At 65.0% G+C, this 17,463-nt stretch carries 18 protein-coding genes and 1 pseudogene; 14 read left to right on the top strand and 5 right to left on the bottom strand.

Translation table 11 applies throughout. From position 1 onward, the window contains the following. Positions 1-3 precede the first annotated feature (3 nt). The 10 genes from ACGVWT_RS14355 (at position 4) to ACGVWT_RS14400 (ending at position 7,503) form a co-directional block, all read left to right on the top strand. Positions 4-690 (top strand): ZIP family metal transporter, encoded by a 687-nt coding sequence (locus ACGVWT_RS14355; protein ID WP_018251225.1) that lies wholly within the window; start codon positions 4-6, stop codon positions 688-690. Beyond that, on the top strand, positions 687-1,295 hold the full coding sequence (locus tag ACGVWT_RS14360; protein ID WP_007406859.1) for a cation transporter: 609 nt from the start codon (positions 687-689) through the stop codon (positions 1,293-1,295). Before ACGVWT_RS14355 ends, ACGVWT_RS14360 begins: the two co-directional genes overlap by 4 nt. Further along, entirely contained in the window at positions 1,292-3,793 is a 2,502-nt protein-coding gene (locus tag ACGVWT_RS14365; protein ID WP_018251226.1) for a heavy metal translocating P-type ATPase, read from the top strand. The genes ACGVWT_RS14360 and ACGVWT_RS14365 overlap by 4 nt, the downstream gene beginning before the upstream one ends. Beyond that, on the top strand, positions 3,790-4,539 hold the full coding sequence (locus ACGVWT_RS14370; protein WP_007406852.1) for an HAD-IIB family hydrolase: 750 nt from the start codon (positions 3,790-3,792) through the stop codon (positions 4,537-4,539). The genes ACGVWT_RS14365 and ACGVWT_RS14370 overlap by 4 nt, the downstream gene beginning before the upstream one ends. Before the next feature lie 113 nt (positions 4,540-4,652). Next, complete coding sequence (locus ACGVWT_RS14375) at positions 4,653-5,108, top strand: MgtC/SapB family protein (RefSeq protein ID WP_018251228.1); 456 nt, start codon at positions 4,653-4,655, stop codon at positions 5,106-5,108. A 119-nt stretch (positions 5,109-5,227) separates the two neighbouring features. Then, entirely contained in the window at positions 5,228-5,584 is a 357-nt protein-coding gene (locus tag ACGVWT_RS14380) for a hypothetical protein (protein ID WP_231731359.1), read from the top strand. 12 nt (positions 5,585-5,596) lie between these two features. Beyond that, the gene (locus ACGVWT_RS14385) at positions 5,597-6,205 is read left to right on the top strand and encodes a DedA family protein (protein WP_007406854.1); all 609 of its coding nucleotides are present in this window, start codon (positions 5,597-5,599) and stop codon (positions 6,203-6,205) included. 245 nt (positions 6,206-6,450) lie between these two features. Then, entirely contained in the window at positions 6,451-6,801 is a 351-nt protein-coding gene (locus ACGVWT_RS14390; protein ID WP_018251229.1) for a DUF3147 family protein, read from the top strand. A 5-nt stretch (positions 6,802-6,806) separates the two neighbouring features. After that, the gene (locus ACGVWT_RS14395) at positions 6,807-7,121 is read left to right on the top strand and encodes a hypothetical protein (RefSeq protein ID WP_206379108.1); all 315 of its coding nucleotides are present in this window, start codon (positions 6,807-6,809) and stop codon (positions 7,119-7,121) included. Then, positions 7,108-7,503, top strand: a complete 396-nt coding sequence (locus ACGVWT_RS14400) for a DUF305 domain-containing protein (protein ID WP_050794225.1) — start codon at positions 7,108-7,110, stop codon at positions 7,501-7,503. The genes ACGVWT_RS14395 and ACGVWT_RS14400 overlap by 14 nt, the downstream gene beginning before the upstream one ends. 418 nt (positions 7,504-7,921) lie before the next feature. On the opposite strand, the pseudogene ACGVWT_RS14405 reads toward ACGVWT_RS14400, so the two are convergent. The 5 genes and pseudogenes from ACGVWT_RS14405 to ACGVWT_RS14425 all read right to left on the bottom strand — a co-directional run. Beyond that, a pseudogene (locus ACGVWT_RS14405) lies at positions 7,922-10,519 on the bottom strand (efflux RND transporter permease subunit); the annotation flags it as partial. A 170-nt stretch (positions 10,520-10,689) separates the two neighbouring features. After that, complete coding sequence (locus ACGVWT_RS14410; protein WP_007406337.1) at positions 10,690-11,661, bottom strand: ExeA family protein; 972 nt, start codon at positions 11,659-11,661, stop codon at positions 10,690-10,692. Between the two features lie 12 nt (positions 11,662-11,673). Then, entirely contained in the window at positions 11,674-13,335 is a 1,662-nt protein-coding gene (locus ACGVWT_RS14415) for an IS481 family transposase (RefSeq protein ID WP_007406365.1), read from the bottom strand. Further along, a complete protein-coding gene (locus ACGVWT_RS14420; protein WP_007406363.1) occupies positions 13,332-13,994 on the bottom strand; it encodes a recombinase family protein in 663 nt (220 codons plus the stop codon). The genes ACGVWT_RS14415 and ACGVWT_RS14420 overlap by 4 nt, the downstream gene beginning before the upstream one ends. Positions 13,995-14,177: 183 nt before the next feature. Continuing rightward, positions 14,178-14,573 carry a helix-turn-helix domain-containing protein gene (locus ACGVWT_RS14425; RefSeq protein WP_007406344.1) on the bottom strand — a complete coding sequence of 132 codons (396 nt, stop codon included), beginning with the start codon at positions 14,571-14,573 and terminating at the stop codon, positions 14,178-14,180. Between the two features lie 115 nt (positions 14,574-14,688). Here ACGVWT_RS14425 and merC point away from each other — a divergent pair, with 115 nt between their 5' ends. The 4 genes from merC to ACGVWT_RS14445 are packed head-to-tail and all read left to right on the top strand — an operon-like array spanning position 14,689 to position 17,133. After that, a complete protein-coding gene (gene merC / locus ACGVWT_RS14430) occupies positions 14,689-15,114 on the top strand; it encodes an organomercurial transporter MerC (RefSeq protein ID WP_133177339.1) in 426 nt (141 codons plus the stop codon). After that, a complete protein-coding gene (locus ACGVWT_RS14435; protein WP_158005333.1) occupies positions 15,114-15,521 on the top strand; it encodes a mercuric transporter MerT family protein in 408 nt (135 codons plus the stop codon). Before merC ends, ACGVWT_RS14435 begins: the two co-directional genes overlap by 1 nt. Beyond that, positions 15,521-15,742 (top strand): GDCCVxC domain-containing (seleno)protein, encoded by a 222-nt coding sequence (locus ACGVWT_RS14440; RefSeq protein WP_082450164.1) that lies wholly within the window; start codon positions 15,521-15,523, stop codon positions 15,740-15,742. The genes ACGVWT_RS14435 and ACGVWT_RS14440 overlap by 1 nt, the downstream gene beginning before the upstream one ends. 44 nt (positions 15,743-15,786) lie before the next feature. Beyond that, the gene (locus tag ACGVWT_RS14445; protein ID WP_394426942.1) at positions 15,787-17,133 is read left to right on the top strand and encodes a dihydrolipoyl dehydrogenase family protein; all 1,347 of its coding nucleotides are present in this window, start codon (positions 15,787-15,789) and stop codon (positions 17,131-17,133) included. The last annotated feature ends 330 nt before the right edge of the window (positions 17,134-17,463 follow it).

Genomic DNA, 17,463 nt, shown 5'->3' on the forward strand with positions numbered 1-17,463 from the left:
GATATGCAGGCATTGCTCTACACGCTTGCGCCTGTGTTGGCGGTCGTGCTCGGCGCGATCATCGCGAGCCGCACAAAGTTAAATCCTGGCCTCGTGGCGGGGCTACAGCATCTTGCTGCCGGCGTCGTGTTCGCGGCGGCAGCGACTGAAATCCTGCCGCAGGTCAAGCATGAGGCTTCGCCCAGCGCGACGTTGATCGGCGGGGCGGCGGGCGTCGTAACGATGCTGGGTCTCAAGGCTTTCGAGGCCCGCTTCAAGGGGCCGATGGCGCTGCTCGCCGCGATCGGCATCGACATCCTGGTCGATGGCCTGGTGCTCGGCCTTGCGTTCGTCGCGGGCGAGAAGGCGGGATTTCTGCTGACGATCGCGCTGACACTCGAAGTGCTCTTCCTGGGTCTGACACTGACCAACGAGCTGGCGGAAACCTATCGCTCGCGCCTGCGCATCATCGTGATCGTCTCGGCCTTGGCGCTGCTGCTGCCGATCGGCGCGCTCGCTGCCGTTCCTGTCGCCACGCTCTCGCCGGTAATGGTCGCTGGCTTCCTGAGCTTTGGGCTGATGGCGCTGCTCTACCTCGTCACGGAAGAGCTGCTGGTTGAGGCGCACGAGAAGCCTGACACCCCGCTCATCAGCTCGATGTTCTTCGTAGGGTTCCTCGCCCTCCTGACGCTCGAGGAGATCATGGGATGAATGCGAGCAACGACAACGCGGGCACGCAGGAGCGTCGCACGCTCTGGATCGTGCTGCTGCTGAACGCAGCAATCGCAGCGGGCTTTTTCGTATCCGGCGCGTTCGCCGATTCAAGTGCGCTCATCGCCAACGGCGTCGACAATCTGTCCGACACCGCCGTTTACGCTCTCAGCCTCGTCGCGCTGACCCACGGTAAGACGTGGAAGACGCGCGCCGCGATCGCATCGGGGGTAATGCTGCTGATCTTTGCGGGCGGCATCCTGATCGATGTCGGGCGACGCTATGTGCAGGGGAGCGAGCCGATCGGACCGACCATGATGGTCATGTCGGCGATCGCCGGCGTCGTAAACTACCTCTGCCTGCGGCTGCTCCAGCGGCTCAAGGATCCGGACGTTAACCTACGGGCCGCCACCACCTTCAGCTTCAATGACTTCATTTCCAATGGCGGCATCCTGATCGCGGGCGTGCTGGTGCTGTGGCTGGGCACCAACTGGCCGGACCTTCTGGTCGGCTTCGCTACCGCCATCATCGCCATCAAGGGCGGTGTCGAAATCCTGCGCGACGCGCGCGCCGAAACCAAGAAAAGCGAAAGGAGGTCGTCATGAACGACAAGCTCGAACTCGATATTCCAGTATTGTTGCCGGACCTTCCTGACGCGGCCGACGCTTGCCTGGACCGTCTCGTATCAACCCTGTCAAAGCGCGAAGGCGTCGAGCGGGCGCATGTGATCTGCCTCGATGGCGACACGCCGGCGGCCCTGTGCATCCATTTCGACGCCGCCAAGCTACCGCTGCCGCGATTGCGTGAAATGGTGCGGGCCGCAGGTGCCGAAATCACTGAACGCTACGGTCATGCGATCTGGCAGGTGACGGGGATCAGTCACGAACGGCGGGCGCGCACGGTCAGCGATGCGCTATGCGCGTTGCCCGGGGTGGTACAGGCAAGCGCCAGCACCAGCGGGTCGGTCCGGGTCGAATATGATCGCCGAGAGACCACAGAAGAGGAAGTGCGCGCTGCTCTTCGCAAGCTGAAGGTGAGGGTTGGCAAGCGGGTCGCCGCCGATGACCATGCCGGCCACGACCACGGCCCCGGGGGCCACGACGCGGGCGAAGAGAAGCACGGCCCCGGCGATGGTCACGACCATAGCCACGCCGAATTTCTCGGCCCCAATACCGAGCTGATCTTCGCGCTTGCCTGCGGCGCGCTGCTGGGGATCGGCTATGCGATCGAAAGGCTGGTTGCCGGCGCACCGGAGTGGCTGCCCACGGCCTGCTATGTCGCAGCCTATTTCTTCGGCGGGTTCTTCACGCTGCGCGAGGCGATCGACAACCTTCGGATGAAGAAGTTCGAGATCGACACGCTGATGTTGGTTGCTGCCGCCGGCGCCGCTGCGCTGGGCGCATGGGCCGAAGGCGCGCTGCTGCTGTTCCTGTTCAGCCTTGGCCATGCGCTTGAGCATTACGCGATGGGACGCGCCAAGAAGGCGATCGAGGCGCTGGCGAAGCTCGCGCCCGAAACCGCGACCGTGCGACGCGACGGCCAGACCAGCGAAATCCCGGTCGAGCAAATGGTCGTTGGGGATGTCGCCATCGTCCGCCCGAACGAGCGCCTGCCTGCTGACGGCTTCGTCATCACGGGCACCAGCGCGATCAACCAAGCCCCGGTGACCGGCGAGAGCATCCCGGTCGACAAGGTGCCGGTCGCGGACGCGGCAGCCGCCCGCGCCAAGCCCGATGCGGTCGAGGCGGAGAGCCGCGTCTTTGCCGGCACGATCAATGGCGGCGGCGCGATCGAGATCGAGGTGACGCGCCGATCCAACGAGTCCGCGCTCGCCAAGGTGGTGAAGATGGTGAGCGAGGCGGAGACGCAGAAGTCGCCGACGCAGCGCTTCACCGATCGGTTCGAGCGCATCTTCGTGCCCGCCGTCCTGATCCTGTCGGTGCTGCTGCTGTTCGCCTGGGTGGTCATCGACGAGCCGTTCCGCGACAGCTTCTATCGCGCGATGGCGGTACTGGTCGCAGCGAGCCCTTGCGCGCTCGCGATCGCGACGCCGAGCGCGGTCCTGTCCGGCGTCGCGCGCGCGGCACGTGGCGGTGTGCTGGTGAAGGGCGGTGCGCCGCTCGAAAACCTCGGATCGCTCAAGGCGATCGCCTTCGACAAGACCGGCACGCTGACCGAAGGGCGCCCGCGCATCACCGATGTCGTGCCCGTCGACGGCACCGACGAAGGCGAGCTGCTGTCGCTGGCCGTCGCTGTCGAGGCGCTGAGCGATCACCCGCTGGCCCAAGCGATCGTCAACGACGGCCGCGAACGCCTGAATGGGCGCCCGTTGCCCACCGCTGGCGACCTCAAGAGCCTGACCGGTCGTGGCGTCACCGCGAGCGTGGATGGCGAGACGGTGTGGATCGGCAAGGCCGAGATGTTTGGGGGCGAGGGCATACCGGCGCTGGGGCAGGGGGCGCAGGACGCGATCGCGAAGCTGCGCGAGAACGGCCGCACGACGATGGTCGTCCGCAAGGGAGACCGCGACCTAGGCGCGATCGGCCTGATGGACACGCCCCGCGAAGCGGCCAAGACCGCGCTGCGCCGGCTGCACGAGATGGGTGTGTCGCGGATGATAATGATCTCCGGCGATCACCAGAAGGTCGCCGAAGCGATCGCCAACGATGTCGGAATCGATGAGGCGTGGGGCGACCTCATGCCCGAAGACAAGGTGGCCGCAATCAAGAAGCTTGCCGGCGAGGACAAGGTCGCGATGGTCGGCGACGGCGTGAACGACGCGCCCGCGATGGCGAGCGCCACGGTCGGCATCGCAATGGGCGCGGCGGGGTCGGACGTAGCGCTCGAGACGGCCGACGTAGCGCTGATGGCCGACGACCTGGCGCACTTGCCGTTCGCGGTCGGCCTGAGCCGTCATACGCGCGGCATCATCCGTCAGAACGTGTTCGTCAGCCTGGGCGTCGTCGCCTTCCTCGTGCCTGCCACCATCCTCGGCCTCGGCATCGGGCCAGCGGTGGCGGTCCATGAGGGATCGACACTGCTCGTCGTCATCAACGCGCTCCGGCTGCTCGCCTACCGCGACCCGGCGGGGAACGCGGCATGAAGTGGCTGGTCGCTTTCGACCTCGACGGCACGCTCGCGGAGAGCAAACGCCCGTTATCGGAGGATATGGCCGCGATCATCGCCCGGTTGCTCGCCGTTACCGATGTGGCGGTGATCTCGGGCGGGGACTGGCCACAATTCGAAAAGCAGGTCGCGTCGCGCTTGCCTGCGGACGCAGCGCTCGACCGCCTCTGGTTGATGCCGACCACCGGCACCAAGCTCTATCGCTTCATCGATGGGGCTTGGTGCGTGGTCTATGCCGAGCTGTTCGACGATGCGGAGAAGGCGAAGATCCGCGCGGCCTTCGACCGGGCGCTGGCCGATGCCGGCCTCGCCGATGAACGCATATGGGGCGAGCGGATCGAGGATCGCGGCAGCCAGATTACCTTTTCGGGGCTGGGGCAGGCGGCGCCGCTGAAGGAAAAGGAGGGATGGGACCGGGATCGGAAAAAACGCACTGCATTGCAGGCGACCTTGCGCGCAGTGCTGCCGGGCCTCTCGATCAATCTTGGCGGTACGACATCGATCGACGTGACGAGGGCAGGGGTCGACAAAGGCTACGGCCTGAAGCGCCTGAGCGCCGAAAGCGGCGTGCCGCTCGACGGCATGTTGTTCATCGGCGATGCGATCTTCCCCGGTGGAAATGACTATCCCGCCGTCGAGATCGGCCTCGACACGGTCAGGGTGCGCGACGTTGCGGAAACCGCCGCCGTCGTGGCCGCCATCATCGCATGTCTGCACCGGTAGGTTCGCAGATGTTCACGATCCTCGCCTTAATCACGAGCGCCTTCAAGGCGCTCGGCCCAACATTCGTTTTTAACCTCCGATTTGGAGCGATCGCGTAGAACAGGCAGGCCGGCATGTTTCAAAGCTCATGGTGGGAGATAACCACCCATATCATCAGTCTCGCCGTCGCCTACGCGCTTGCCCTTCCGGTTGGCTGGGATCGCGAGAAGGACGCCCGTAGCGCAGGCATCCGCACATTCCCGTTGGTTGCCATCGCCAGTTGCGGCTTCGTGCTGGTAGGCATCGCGATCCTCGGCCGCACGTCCCCGGCGCAGGCCAGGTTGCTCGAAGGTCTGATTACAGGCGTCGGTTTCATTGGGGGCGGCGCGATCCTGAAGAAGGGTAGCAAAGCCTCGGGTACGGCAACAGCGGCCAGCCTGTGGGCGACTGGCGCGCTCGGGGCGGCCGTCGGCTACGGCCTATACGATATCGCCTTCATCCTGAGCTGCACCACCTTCCTGACCCTGCGCTGTTCTCGTCCGCTCAAGCGCGCTACCAATGGCGACGCCTGTACTCCGGCAAGTCCATGACGACCTCTCAGGCGAGCCGATGGACACATCCAGTGCAAGCCCTCACCCGACGTTGGGCGCCGGCGCGGACTATCCCGGCGCGGGACCGCCAACACCGCTTGCTGCGCTGGGCGACGCTGTTGGAGCGCAATCCTCACCAGATCATCGGCCTGCTGCCTCCCTCTTGGGCAGGCGGTGACGCGCGCGGCCCGATGATCGATCGGCCGAGCGCGATCGATGTCGCATGGGACGATGTGGTGCTGCGTGTGATGGGGCTGGCGGGTCGATCGCGCCGTGAAGCCAAAGCATTCTTCGGGCTGTCGGACGCGGAATTGGATCGAATTGTCGCTGGGTCGTGGCGGTGTCCGATCCGCCCCGCTTGGCAGGTCGCCGCGCGGATCAGGAACGTCGAGTGCCCGCGACTGGAAAACGCGATCGTAGGATCGGTCCTCGCCCTCATCCTCGTGTTCTGCGCCATCTTCTATTGGATCATCTGACGAGGCTGTCTTGTGTTCGACATCATAACATCGATCCTATCGGCACTCGGCGGCTTTGGCGTCTTCCTGCTGATGCTGGCCGAGAACGTCTTTCCGCCGATTCCATCGGAAGTGATCCTGCCCCTTGCGGGCTACACGGCCGCGCAGGGGCGCGGCTCGCTGTGGGTGGTCGTTATCGCTGGCACCCTCGGATCGGCCGCAGGAGCGATCCTATGGTACTATGTCGGGCGCTGGATCGGCATCGATCGGTTGAAGCGCTTTGCTTCTCGCCACGGTCGATGGCTGACGTTGACGGCGGACGAGATCGATCATGTCGATCGCTGGTTCGACCGCTATGGCCGTTGGGCGGTTCTGTTCGGACGAATGGTCCCGGGAGTCCGGACGTTGATTTCGGTGCCAGCAGGGGTCAGCGGAATGCCCCTCGGTCCGTTCCTGCTTTCCACGCTTGCCGGCTCGGCAATATGGACCGTGATCCTCGTGCTAGCCGGCTACGAGCTGGGCGAACGCTATAATCAGGTGGCGAGCGTCATCGAACCGGTCAGCAACGCCGTGCTCTTGCTGGCCGTCATTTGGTATCTCTGGCGGGTCGCGACCTTCGGGCGATCCGGGGATCGCCATTGATGAATGTCAATGGCTCGTCTCCCGTTTTTCCCGCCGGACTTTGGCTTACGGCAGCTTCGATGCTGGTCTTCGTCACGCGCTACGCCAGTGCCCTTGGCCTGGTCCCGCGAGGAACCACGTTCATTCTCATCAAGTGGATCGGGAGGCTTTACCGCATCGGGTTTCGCGCATGGCGTCGCAACGGGGGGAAGTGGCGCTGGGCCGCATCATCAAGATCCACCGCCACAAGGTAAGCGAAGCATCCTATGTACTATCTTGCAGTCAAGGCCATCGTCTCGGGCATACTAATCGCGGCAGCGTCGGAAGTGGCGAAGCGCTATCCCGGGTTCGGAGCGCTGATTGCGTCGCTACCGGTCGTCTCGGTCCTTGGCATGATATGGCTGTGGCACGACCGGCCTGATGCGATGAACATGGCGGCCCATGCGCAGGCGACCTTCTGGTTCGTACTCCCCTCGCTGCCGCTATTCCTACTGATACCAGTCCTTTTGCGTCACGGAATTGGCTTTTGGCCAGCCTTGGCCGCCGGATGCTGCCTGACCGTCCTGCTCTATATCGCGATGGTTCTCGCACTCCGGCGCTTTGGCATCGCTTTGTGATTTCCATGAACAACGAGCGGGTGAACAGAATGACAAACCTCAAGGAACGCGCGCTCATTGCCGCTGTCGCGACCATCGCTCTGACTGGATGCGGACTGATTAAACCACGGGATGCTGGCTATTTCCGTTTCCACGCGGAAGAGGCGAGGCTGGTTGTCACCCGCTGCGAGCGGGGCCAGGAAACCGGCAGCGACTGCGAGGCCGCGGCCCAGGCCGTGGCCGAGCTCGATGCGGCTGCGCGCCGGCAACCTCCGGCCAGAGCCGGACGCCAGCGCGGACATGATGCTACACTGGAGAAGGAACGTGATGATCGGAATTAACGGCACGCTCGCGCTGATGGTCGCAACGGCCGCTGGACTGACGCCACCTGCTGCGAGCGCACAGCACGCTCAACACGGTACGAGCGTGACCCGGGGAGCTGATGCGGGAAAGCGGGCCGACACGCCCGCAACCAGAGCCTACCGGGCCGCGAACGCCAAGATGCATGGCGCTATGGACGTGGCCTTCACTGGTGATGCCGACGCCGACTTCATGCGCGCGATGATCCCCCATCATGAAGGCGCGATCGCGATGGCCGAGATAGAATTGAGGTACGGGCGCGATCCCGCTGTTCGCCGGCTTGCAGCCGAAGTAGTGGCGACGCAGCGGCGCGAGATCGCCGAGATGCGGGCGTGGCTTGCCCGGCGCGAAACCCGCAAGTAGCGGCCCGAAGCCTTACCGCCGTCAATGATGGCGGCGGTAATGCCTCGGACGGGAATGACGATCATAGTGCCGATCGCGCACGTAGTGGCGAGACTGGTATCGCGGAGAGTCGGCATAATAGCCGCCACCATAATAGGGCTGCGCATAGCCATAGCCGTGATTTGACACGACCACACGTCCATGTCCGCCGTAGCTACCATGACCTGTGGAATGACGGCCACCATGGTGCTGCGCCATCGCAGTACCAGGGACCAACGAAGCCAGCAGCCCCGCTGCAATCCAAAATGTCTTACGCATGTCTACTCTCCTACCATCGGACGATAGGATCGAACGACGGCGTATTTGATATTAGGGCTTCTACTTGAACCGACACTGAACTTGATGCCGGTCAACGATACCAGAACGTGCGCATGTAGACTCAAATCTGGGCCTTTGTGGTGCCGACAGTCGAACCTTGTGCCTTTGAGCCTCTCAATCGCATGGACAACGCTGTGATGGCTGGCAGGACAAGAAGGGTCAGGATTGTCGATGTTATAAGCCCCCCGATGACGACCGTTGCGAGTGGGCGTTGCACTTCTGCTCCTGTGCCGGTCGCAAGCGCCATCGGCACGAAGCCAAGAGACGCGACCAGCGCGGTCATCAGCACCGGACGGACGCGCTCCATTGCGCCGCCCACGATCGCATCGTCGTCGGCCGCACCGTCTTCGCGATACTTTCCGATCGCACTCATCATCACGAGGCCGTTGAGGACGGCAACGCCCGATAGGGCTATGAACCCGACCGCTGCGGTGATCGAGAAGGGGATACCGCGCAGCAGCAGCGCAAACACGCCCCCTGCGAGCGCCATCGGCACCGCCGAGAACACGATCGCCGCCGACACGAAGCTGCCGAGCGCCATGTAGAGCAGGGCATAGATCGCGATAAAGCAGATCGGCACGACGATCAGCAGGCGCAACCGAGCCGATTGCAGGCTCTCGAAGGTGCCGCCCCACTCAGTATACATGCCGGCGGGAAGCTGCATCTGGCCGATCCTCGCCTGTGCTTCGTCGACGAACCCGCCAAGATCGCGCCCGCGGACGTTGATCTGCACGACCACCATCCGCTTGCCATTCTCGCGACTAACCTGGTTCAACCCCTGCGTGTAGTTGAACCGGGCGACCTGGCTGAGCGGGATCGAGCGCGCCACCTGACCCTCGGCAGTGGGCAGCATCACCGGGATCGACCCCAGTGTCTCAAGGTCATCCCGTTGCGCATCGGGGAGGCGGACCACGACGTCGAACCGCCGGTCTCCCTCGAACAACAACCCGGCCTCGCGCCCGCCAAGCGCAGCCGAGACCGTGTTCGCCACCTCCTCAACCGACAGGCCATAACGGCCCGCCGCTTGCCGATCGATCTGCACGTCGAAGGTCGGCGCGCCGGACGTCTGTTCGGCACTCACGTCACCAGCGCCCGGGATGGTGCGCATGACGGAAGCGATGCGCCGCGCCTGTTCGCTCATCGCGTCGAGGTCATCGCCGTAGAGTTTGATCGCGACGTCGGCGCGAACGCCGGCGATCAGCTCGTTGAAGCGCATCTGGATCGGTTGCTGAATCTCTGTTCGGTTGCCGATCAGCGGTTTCATCCGCTCCTCGATGCGGCGAAGGATGTCCTCCTTGCTCTTAACCTCCGCCGGCCACTCGTCCTCTGGCTTTGGAATCACATAGGTATCCGACGCATTGGGCGGCATCGGATCGGTGCCGAGATCGGCGTTGCCGTTCTTAGAGAAGACCAGCGCCACCTCCGGCAGCGTCTTCAATGCATTCTCGATCTGAAGCTGCATCTGTGTCGACTGATCGATCGACGCCGATGGCACGCGGAAGTTGGTGACGGTTATGTCCTTCTCGTCGAGCTGCGGCATGAACTCCTCGCCGAGCAAGCCAAAGCTCAGCACTGCCGCGACGAACACGCCGACACCGCCCAGAATGAAGGGCATCGGCCGAGCTACGCCCCTGCCCAGCACGGGGGCGTAGCGTTCCTTGAACCAGCGGATCGGCTTCACTTCCGTCTCGCTGACCCGGCCCTTGACGACGATCGCGATCATCGCGGGAACGAAGGTCAGCGACAGGACGAAAGCGGAGGCGAGCGCCACCATCAACGTGATCGCCATCGGCGCGAACGTCTTGCCCTCAACGCCCTGGAAGGTGAGCAGCGGCACGAAGACGAGGAAGATGATGAGCTGACCATAAACGGTCGGCCGCACCATCTCCTTGGCCGCGAGTGTCGTTTCCTCCATCCGCTCGTCGCGGGTGAGAAGCCGGCCTTCATGCTCCTGGCGCTCGGCGAGGCGGCGAAGCGCATTCTCGACGATGATGACGGCGCCGTCGACGATCAGCCCGAAGTCGAGCGCTCCAAGGCTCATCAGGTTGCCCGATACGCCCAGCCCGTTCATGCCGGCGGCCGTCATCAGCATAGTGATCGGGATGACCGCAGCGGTGATGAGCGCGGCGCGGATGTTGCCGAGCAGCAGGAACAGCACGACGATGACGAGCAGCGCGCCTTCTGTGAGGTTCTTTTCGACCGTCGCGATCGTCGCGTTGACCAGCTTGGACCGGTTGTAGACCGGCTCGGCGAACACGTCGGGCGGCAGCGCCTTGTTGATCTGCGTCAGCTTCTCGGCGGCATCGGTCGCGACGATGCGGCTGTTGTCGCCCACCAGCATCAGCACGGTCGAGATGACCGCTTCCGATCCCATGCGACTGCCGGATCCGGTGCGGACCGCACCGCCGATCACGACCTGGCCCACGTCCTTGACGCGGATGGGAACGCCGTTCCGGGTTGCCACGACGGCTTCCTGAATGTCATCGATCGATTTGAGGCGAGCATCGGCGCGGACAAGGAAGCTCTCGCCGGCACGGCGGACGTAATTGGAGCCGGCAGAGAGATTGGCCCGCTCCATCGCGTCCGCCAACTCCGTCACCGACAGCCCATAGCTAACGAGCGCGTTCAGGTTTGGCTCGATCAGATATTGCTTCACATAGCTGTAGCGGCCTGCAATGATGGTCGGCCCGGCGCGAGATTATAGGTCTATTCTGGCGCACGCTCCGTGAGACCGAAGCCGTGCTCTAGCGCACTATAGTTGAGAACGGGCGCACCTCGGGTGAAACGGACGCGAGACGCAGGCCACGCGACGCACGCTACGTGAGACGTTCATATTGGCAGTCCCGCGATGCGCATCTCGTCCGTTAGTTCGGTCGCCCGTGTACCCTCCAGCTCGCCGCGCATGAGCTTCCTGATCTCGGCGGGCTTGGCGTCGAACTGGTCGCACAGCGCCTTCACGTCGTAGCCGTGCCGGTTCAGCTCTGGCTCTATGTCGTCGAGGCGGCGCGACAGCACGCCGTCAACGATGGTGCCGTCGATCGGCTTGGCGCCGATCCCGAACCCCGCCTCGAACGCGCGGACGAGGTAGCGGCTGAGCTGGAGCGGCGTCTTCAGCCGCGCGGCGAGCAGCGTCGCCGCGTCGTCGGTGATGACCTCCTCGGGCTCGACGCCCTCTTCCAGCGAAGCCCGGAGCACCCAGTCGATGAAGTCGCGCTGCCGGTCGCGCAGCCCTCCGAACTCGAACAGCGTCGTGCGGTCACCCACCTCCTCCATGGTGGGGCGACGCAGGTCGTTCTTCAGACGCGGGTAGCCCAGCATGACGACCGAGAGTTGCCCGCCACCCTCCTGAACCAGCTCGACCAGACGCTTGAGCGCCTTCAGTGTGTTGGCGTGGAGGTCGTGCGCGTCGTCGACGAAGAGCGCGACCGGCTTCTTAGCCTTGCGGAACAGCTCCTGGAGGTCGCGCTCGCGGCGCTCGGCTTGGCGCGAGATGGTGGGTAGCTTGTCCGGGCTGAGGTCGTAGAACAGCGCCGACACGAGCAGCGGCACCGTGATCTTGGCCTTCTCCAGGCTGAGCGCGCGCGACACGATAACGCGGTTCTCGCGCTCCAGCGCCTCGCGCAACCTGCGCACCAGCAGCGACTTGCCCGACCCGATCACGGCCGTGAGCGCGATCAGCCGGCCCGCCATGATCGTCGTACGCAGGTCGTGAACGATTTGCTTGTGGTGCTCAGTCTCGTAGAACCCAACATCGACTGGCGGTCGGGCAAGCCGGTAGTGGTGCATGACTTCGGTCAGCATGGGGCAGGCTCCTCATCCCGCATGGGCGCGGCCGGGCGGGAACCGTTCGCGGATGGCGACCATCACCTCCGCGCGGACCAGCGTGCGGGCGAGCAGGTCGGCGATGAATTGGAGGTCGTCCGCGCTGAGCTTGCCGAGCGGCACGCGCAGCTCTTCCGCGATCGCCGCGCGCGCCTTCAGCGGCGTGGCGAACGCCAACTCCTCGAACCGGTCGGGACCGTCGAATGGGCGGGTGGCGAGCATGGCGCGGTGCGGCTCGCGCGCGATCAGGTCGGGCTCACCCGACAGCGCGGAGCGCGGGATGGAAATGCGGGTCGCGAGTTCGGCGACGCGGTCCTGGCGGACATCGCGCCTGCTCTTGCGGTGCTTGCGGTAGCGATGGAGCGGTACGGGGCCGCCCACGGGATCGAACGGACCGTAGCGCTCGTCGCCATGCTCGGCGAACAGCTCGGCGTCGAACAACCCCCACCACAGCACGACCGCCTCGCCGGCAAGCTCGGGGTCGAGCTCGTAGGTGACCCCCGCGACCGACACCCGCGCGTCCAGCCCGACCATGCGCCGCTCGGGCTCGCGCGCGAACGAGCAGAACCGCTCCCACGCGCACATCGCGCGGACCCCGCCCTCGGGCTGGCGCTCAAGCCAGTCATCGACGCGCGAGTGAGCCTCGTGCCGGTGATCGCGCGCATTTTCGCGATCGACGAACCGGGTCAGCCAAGCGTTCGCCTCGGCTTCGGTGTCGGGCTGGTGATGATGGTAGAGTGTCTCGTGCGCCTCCTTCACCGTCCGGAACGGCCGCTCGACCTTGCCCTTGGCGCGTGCGGTCGTGCGCGCACCGTCCGATCCGGCCGGCATGTGCGGAGTGACGATCACGTCCAGGCTCTCCATTACCCGCTTGAACACGGCTGACTTCGCGACGGGGCCGTTGTCGAGGTGGAGTTGCTTGGGGATACCCTGGAGCGGGTTGGTCGTGCCGTCCGGCTTGGCCGACATGGCGCGGAACAGGAAACCGAGCGCCGCCTCGACATCCTCACCATATACGCAGTGGTATTCGAGGTAGGCGAGCCCCGACCGGTCATCGACGACCGAGAACAGCATCAGCGTGGGCGCGCCGCCCCGTTCCAGGTCGACCCAGGGCGGGGGAACCGCGAGTTGCTTCAGGTCGGACGGGCTCAGGTCGAAGTGCCACAGGTCGTTGGCGTGCTCCGCCTGGAAACGGACGGCCGCGGGCTCTCGTGTCAGGCGCGCGTGGTCATACCCGAGCCGGCGCATATGTCGGTTGAGGGTCGAGATGGTGAGCAACCCGGGCGCGAGCTTGCGATGGCCATCGGGCGTGTGGACCCCATGCTCCTCGACCAGCCTGAGCGCCCGCGCGGTCGAGAGGTGGCGGCCCTTCCTGTTGGTGGTGCTCTTCTTCACCGCAGCGACGATCTCGCACCAGTGTTCGATCTCGCCGTCGCCCATGACGCGCGCGTGCCCGCGATCGGAGCGGTGCGCGTCGCGGGGACGGTGCTCGCCGCGTAGCGCACGGTACAGGGTGGCGCGCGACACGGCGTAGAGCCGGCAGGTCGACGCCATCATCTCCTTGCGGTCGGGGTGCCGGGGCGGCAGCGCCGCGAGGCGTCGTTTCAGGGTCGCGAGCGCCTCGGCTGGAACGGGCGCTCGCCAGACGGTCACGCCGCTTGTCGCTCTTCGCGAGCCCGGGTGGGAGGTTTGGGCATCGCCTTCCCGTCGAGGAGCGCCTGGCCGGGGGCCTTGGGCGTGCCGTCGCCGTTGATGTAGTGGTAGAGCGTCGTGGTCGTGATGCCGAGCCGCTTGGCCACCTCAGCCGCGACCGCCTTCCGGTCGCTCATCGCCGCCATTGCCATTTGCAGCGTCGAGCGGTCCATCTTGCGCGGGCGCCCGCCCAACCGGCCCCTGGCGCGCGCTGCAGCGAGCCCGGCGCGCGTACGCTCGGTGATCAGCTCGCGCTCGAACTCGGCAAATGCGGCGAAGATGCCGAACGCGAGCCGGCCATTGGCGGTCGTCGTGTCGATCTGCGCGCCGGCACCCGTCAGCACCTTCAGCCCGATCCCGCGCGAGCGCAGATCCTCTGCGGTGATGACGAGGTGACGGAGATCACGGCCGAGCCGGTCGAGCTTCCAGATCACCAACGTGTTGCCGGGCTGGAGCGCCTTCAGGCACGCGGTCAGGCCAGGCCGAGCATCGTGCCGACCCGATGCGAGGTCCTCGTAGATGCGGCTCGGGTCGACGCCGCCCGCGAGCAGCGCGTCGCGCTGCGGCTCCAGCGTCTGGCTGCCGTCGGCTTTCGAGACGCGGACGTATCCGATCAGCATGAGAAGGCCGGTTCACCCGCAAGGAAAGACAGCTACCACCCTGCATTCTGACGCTGGTTTCCGCAACGGCTTTTCTCGTTCTGAACGGCCGCGATCGGGTGGCCGATTGCGACCACAAGGAAACCGGACGTATTTCTTGCGAGCCGCGCGCGCTGTTGGGAGAAGCGGTAATGCACTGCCGTCTTAGGCAGGAGACAGGGCTTCAAGGATGCCGCACTCGGCAACGGTGCCGTGTCCGCATCGGTCGATGATACGCGCCAGCTCGCCATCCAGGGCTGCCAAGTCGGCGATCTTGCGCTCGATCGCCGCCCTGTGCTCGCGCGCGATCGTCTCGACCGCGGCACAGGACCAATCGCTATGGTCGGCCAAGCCCAGCAGCTCTCGCACTTGGTCGAGACTGAAACCAAGGCCGCGCGAGCGGCGAATGAATGACAGCCGGCGAAGGGTCGCCGAAGCATAGGTCCGGTAGTTGCCTTCGGTGCGCGCCGGCGCGGGCAGCAAGCCGATCTCCTCATAATAGCGGATCGTCTGCACCTTTGTGCCGGTCGCCTTGGCGAGGTCGCCGATTTTCAGAGCCACGGCCCTTGACCCTACAGTTGCTGGAGGGTGCATATAAGGTTTCGACTATGATCCTGTCGAGGAGCCAAGGCGAGCGCGGTGAGTCGCTGCGGCGGAGCGGGTGAAAGGAACGGCTGTGCCTACTGAGGACTCCCTAACGCGAACGGCCGATAAAACGGGTGTGATCGGCGCGATCATCGCCTCGTTCGGCTGTGCGGCGTGCTTTCCCGCCCTTGGCAGTCTCGGTGCCGGGATCGGCCTGAGTTTTCTGAGCCAGTATGAAGGCCCCTTTATCCGATACGTTCTGCCGCTCTCCGCGCTCATCGTATTGGCGGCGAACCTCCGCACCGGCCTTCGTCACAAGACCTGGCTGCGCCTAGCGTTAGGCGTCACTGGACCTGTGCTTGTTCTCATCGCCGCCCTGCTGATGTCGCTTCGCGGCGTTCGGGCGGAATGGGTGCTGTATGCGGGGCTGGTGTTGATGATCGGGGTGTCGATTCTCGATCTTGTTTCGCCTCCGGGGCGGCGGTTCAGCAATCCGATCCCATCGAGGAACAGATAATGACGGATACCGTCGCAAGGCAACCCTCAACACCGGGTGGGCCGCCCGTCCGGGGTGTCGCATCAATAGCGGCTGCGTTGGGCCTGGGCGCGGTCACGGCCGCCGCGGCCTGCTGCGTTCTGCCACTCGCGCTCGCCTCGCTCGGCGTGGGTGCTGGGCTCGCCGGCAGCTTCGTAGGGCTGGCGAGCATTCGCGCGCCGCTTCTGGTGCTGAGCGCGGTCGCGCTCGTGGTCGCTTGGGCCATGTGGTGGCGCAAGCGCGAGACGGCCTGTGCGCCGGGGGACGCCTGTGCGGTTGATGTCAGGTCGCGCCGGATCGTCGGCCTCCTGATTGCGGCAACTGTGCTGGTCGGCCTGGCCGCTATCTGGGGCTCGATCGAGCCTATCCTCATGAATTGGGTGTTGTAATGCTGCTCACCTCCACGTTGACCTGCCCCAAGTGCGGCCACCAATCGACCGACACCATGCCGACCGATGCGTGCCAGTTCTTCTACGACTGCAAAGGCTGCGCCGCGGTGCTTCGCCCCAACGCCGGGGACTGTTGCGTTTATTGCTCCTTCGGTGACGTGCCCTGTCCCCCGATACAGGAAGCGCGCGCGTCGGGATCAACGGCGAGCTGCTGCGCCTGACGGCACGCCAGCCGGGGAACCTGAACCACGCCAAGGAGAAGCTCGTGCCCGACACCTATGATCTGGTCGTCATCGGCGCGGGAACTGCCGCGCGGGTAGCGGCCATGCGCGTTCGCAAGGCCGGCAAGAGCGTCGCCGTGATCGACTGCCGACCCTATGGCGGCACCTGCGCCCTGCGCGGCTGCGATCCGAAAAAGATGCTACGCCACGGGGCCGCTGTGATCGACGACGCGCGCCGGATGCGGAGCAACGGCGTGGTGGGAAAGGACTGCATCGACTGGCGCGAGTTGATGGCGTTCAAGCGCACCTTCACTGATCCGGTGCCGGGGAAACATGAACGAAGCTACCATGAGGCCGGGGTGGATACCTACCACGGCCCGGCTCGCTTCACCGGCGCGAACAGCCTCGTCGTGGAGGGAAAGACGCTGGTTGGCGGCCATTTCCTTGTTGCCAGCGGTGCCGAACCGGTCCCGCTCGGCTTGCCCGGCGAAGAGCACGTCATCGACAATAAGGCGTTCCTGGCGATTGAGAGCCTGCCCCGGCGCATCGTGATCGTCGGGGGTGGATACATCGCGGCGGAGTTCTCTACAATCGCGGCGAACGCCGGGGCGCAAGTGACCATCCTCCAACGCGGGCCGCGCATGTTGACCGGCTTCGACCCCGATCTGGTCGGCTGGCTGATGCCCCGCCTGCGCGATGCGGGGATCGACGTGCAGCTCGATACGGAGGTCGAGGCGATCGACAAGACAGGCGACGGCTTCTCGGTTCGCGCCTCCACGGGCGGGGTGAGCAAGAGCTTCGCGGCCGATCTGATCGTCCATGCTGCCGGGCGACGCCCGGCGCTCGAAGCACTCGACCTCGATGCGGCGGGGATCGCACACGAGCGGGGCCGCCTCACGCTCAACGAGCATCTGCAAAGCGTCTCCAACCCGGCGGTGTATGCTGCCGGCGACGCGGCCCAGATGGGGCCTCCGCTGACGCCGGTATCGAGCCATGACGGCAAGGTCGTCGCCGGCAACATGCTCGAAGGCAACCACCTCCGCCCGGACTATCGGGGTATCCCCAGCGTCGCCTTCACGCTTCCTCCCATCGCTTCGGTCGGGCTCAGCGAAGCCGAAGCGCGCGAGCGGGGCCTGCGCTTCCGCGTGAAAAGCAATCTGGTCCCCAACTGGTACTCCGCGCGGCAAGCGGCCGAACCGGTTTATGGGTTCAAGGTGATGGTCGATGAAGGCGACGACCGGGTGCTCGGGGCTCACCTGGTCGGACCGCATGTGGACGAGGTCATCAATCTGTTCGCGCTCGCGATCCGGCATGGTCTGACGGCCGACGATCTGAAATCGACCATGTTCGCTTATCCGTCCGGGGCTTCGGATATCGGCTACATGCTGTGATTAAGCGGTCCAATGAACACCAATTCAGTGGGTCCGAAGGCGATAGCCGCTAACTCGGCGTCACATCAATGGGGCTCTCACGATCGTAACATGCGCACAGTCCAGCGACGGATGCGCGTCGCCGGTGCCGATTTGAAGGTCTCACAAAGCGTGCGCTGACTGATGACCGTCTCGCGTCCGTCTCAAAGATCGTACGCTGGTTCTCGAATAACGTGCGCCCAAGCACCTCGACGGTCTCACAGACTATGCGCCAGAGTGCGCCCTTTATCTCGCGTCGAACCGATCATCATTGCAGGCCGTCACAGCTAACCTTAACTGCACAGGACTCCG

The sequence above is a fragment of the Sphingomonas sp. S6 genome, from assembly GCF_043498045.1.
Lineage (GTDB): Bacteria > Pseudomonadota > Alphaproteobacteria > Sphingomonadales > Sphingomonadaceae > Sphingomonas.

Coding starts and splice junctions, on each gene's coding strand:
- ACGVWT_RS14375 (WP_018251228.1), top strand. CDS start 4,653: ATGTTTCAAAGCTCATGGTGGGAGATAACCACCCATATCATCAGTCTC.
- ACGVWT_RS14370 (WP_007406852.1), top strand. CDS start 3,790: ATGAAGTGGCTGGTCGCTTTCGACCTCGACGGCACGCTCGCGGAGAGC.
- ACGVWT_RS14400 (WP_050794225.1), top strand. CDS start 7,108: ATGATCGGAATTAACGGCACGCTCGCGCTGATGGTCGCAACGGCCGCT.
- ACGVWT_RS14420 (WP_007406363.1), bottom strand. CDS start 13,994: ATGCTGATCGGATACGTCCGCGTCTCGAAAGCCGACGGCAGCCAGACG.
- ACGVWT_RS14360 (WP_007406859.1), top strand. CDS start 687: ATGAATGCGAGCAACGACAACGCGGGCACGCAGGAGCGTCGCACGCTC.
- ACGVWT_RS14355 (WP_018251225.1), top strand. CDS start 4: ATGCAGGCATTGCTCTACACGCTTGCGCCTGTGTTGGCGGTCGTGCTC.
- ACGVWT_RS14365 (WP_018251226.1), top strand. CDS start 1,292: ATGAACGACAAGCTCGAACTCGATATTCCAGTATTGTTGCCGGACCTT.
- ACGVWT_RS14435 (WP_158005333.1), top strand. CDS start 15,114: ATGACGGATACCGTCGCAAGGCAACCCTCAACACCGGGTGGGCCGCCC.
- ACGVWT_RS14390 (WP_018251229.1), top strand. CDS start 6,451: ATGTACTATCTTGCAGTCAAGGCCATCGTCTCGGGCATACTAATCGCG.
- ACGVWT_RS14440 (WP_082450164.1), top strand. CDS start 15,521: ATGCTGCTCACCTCCACGTTGACCTGCCCCAAGTGCGGCCACCAATCG.
- ACGVWT_RS14410 (WP_007406337.1), bottom strand. CDS start 11,661: ATGCTGACCGAAGTCATGCACCACTACCGGCTTGCCCGACCGCCAGTC.
- ACGVWT_RS14395 (WP_206379108.1), top strand. CDS start 6,807: ATGAACAACGAGCGGGTGAACAGAATGACAAACCTCAAGGAACGCGCG.